Here is a 1,186-nt window from a genome sequence, read left to right as displayed (position 1 = left end):
ATTGATGAGGCAGTTAAACTGGACTTAATCGGCGATGTAGTGCGAATAAATCAGGTGCTGTTAAATTTATGCTCTAACGCAATTAAATTCACCCCTCACGGCACTGTATCGGTTTTAATTGAGTCAAGAAAGTTATTAGACGATCCGCAAAGTGTTTGCTTATATTTTACAGTTAAAGACTCAGGTATTGGCATCGCTGAGGATAATCTTAGTAATTTATTTGAATCATTTACTCAGGCAGATAGTTCTACAACTAGGAAGTTTGGTGGTACAGGGTTAGGTTTAACAATTAGTAAGAGTTTATGCCAATTGATGGGTGGTGATATAACAGTACACAGCACTCAAGGTGTGGGTAGTGAGTTTGTAGCTTCGGTGGAAGTTAAATTGAACAACCAGGCGTTGATTGATGATACGCCTAACCTAATCTTTACTGATCCGTTTGATGTATTAATTATAGATGATAATGAAGAGGACCTTAAAGTAATTGAAAATCAGTTTACAGCTATGGGTTTAGCATGTACTGCGTGCTCGTCTGCTAAGCAAGCTATTGATATTATTGAACAGAATAAAGAAAAATTTAAAGTCATTATTGTCGATTGGATAATGCCAGCGATGAGTAGTGAAACATTTTTAACGCGTATTTATAATATTAATCCCCAGCTTTGCAGTAATATAATTGTACTTACAAGGGATCATGAGGTTTTACTTAATGATGTGGCTAACAAAATAAATATAAACACAATTTTGCAAAAACCTGTTTATTCGAGTGTCTTGTATAAGGAGGTGAGCAGTAGAGTGTTAGGTTTTTTTAATGAAGTGCCTAAAGTAAATACTGTGAGTGAACAGTCGCTGGCGGGTATTAAAGTATTAGTTGTGGAAGATAATTCAATCAATCGACTCATAGTTACCAACATACTAGAAAATAGCGGCGCTCAGGTTTACTTAGTTGATAATGGATTAGAGTGCATCCAAACAGTAAAGTTAGAGCCGTTTGATATAATTTTAATGGATATTCATATGCCTATCATGGACGGTGTTGAGGCGACTCAAATTATTCGTAATGATAGTGATGAAACTATCGCAAATATTCCAATAATTGCCTTAACAGCTAATGTTATGAAAGATGATATTACACGATACTTATCTATTGGCATGAATGCTCATGTTGCAAAACCCATTAAAACAC

The 1,186-nt window shown here is 35.2% G+C and carries 1 protein-coding gene; it reads left to right on the top strand.

What is annotated here, in order from left to right; translation table 11 throughout:
- Nucleotides 1–1,186: response regulator (locus H5072_RS19950; protein WP_182694580.1), on the top strand; the 1,186-nt coding region annotated here is incomplete at both ends.

The sequence above is a fragment of the Pseudoalteromonas sp. SR45-5 genome (assembly GCF_014163565.1).
GTDB classification, from domain to species: Bacteria; Pseudomonadota; Gammaproteobacteria; order Enterobacterales; family Alteromonadaceae; genus Pseudoalteromonas; species Pseudoalteromonas distincta.
The sequence above is the reverse complement of the archived record's forward strand: the minus strand, read 5'-3'. Positions and strand labels throughout refer to the sequence as shown.